The organism is Mesorhizobium sp. WSM4850 (genome assembly GCF_055811735.1).
In genome coordinates, this window is the sequence record NZ_JBVVPV010000161.1 from 1 (window position 1) to 632 (window position 632).

Annotated in this window: 1 protein-coding gene; it reads left to right on the forward strand. The window is 64.2% G+C overall.

Translation table 11 applies throughout. The features are described 5' to 3' along the window. Positions 1 to 18: 18 nt before the first annotated feature. On the forward strand, positions 19 to 632 hold a 614-nt coding region (locus tag AC0L2Z_RS35405), incomplete at its 3' end, for an FAD-binding oxidoreductase (protein ID WP_473630645.1).

The window sequence follows — 632 nt, forward strand, 5'->3', positions numbered from 1 at the left end:
TGCGACGAGGGGGCTCATATGTCCGACTTGCTATTGAAGCAACTCGCCTCGATCGGGTGTCGCGGACCTGTGATCACGCCCGGCAGCGCGGATTATGATCGAGCCCGGCAGGTATGGAACGGTGTCTCCGATCGCAGGCCGGCCGCGGTATTGCGTGCGGCGGATGTCGATGACGTGCGGAAGGCGATCGACGTAGCGGCCAATTGCAATGCGGTCCTGGCGATCCGAGGCGGCGGACACAGCCTGCCCGGCCTTTCGACGTGTGACGGCGGACTTTTGCTCGATCTGTCGCAGCTCAATTCAGCCCGGCTGGACATCTCCGCCGGAATCGTGGAAGCCGGCGGCGGCGCGCTTCTTCGCGATCGGGATGCAGCGACGGTTCCAAGCGGGTTCGTGGTTCCGGCGGGCGTCGTTTCTCACACGGGCGTTGCCGGTCTCACCCTCGGCGGTGGCATGGGCCGCGTCAGCCGCGCCTACGGGCTGACGATCGACAGCTTAATCGGGGTCGAGATCGTGATGGCCGACGGCAGCGTGAACTGGATCGATGCAGCAATCGATCCGGAGCTTTTTTGGGGCATTCGCGGTGGCGGTGGGAATTTCGGTGTCATAACCCGCTTCAGGTTCCGGCTGCA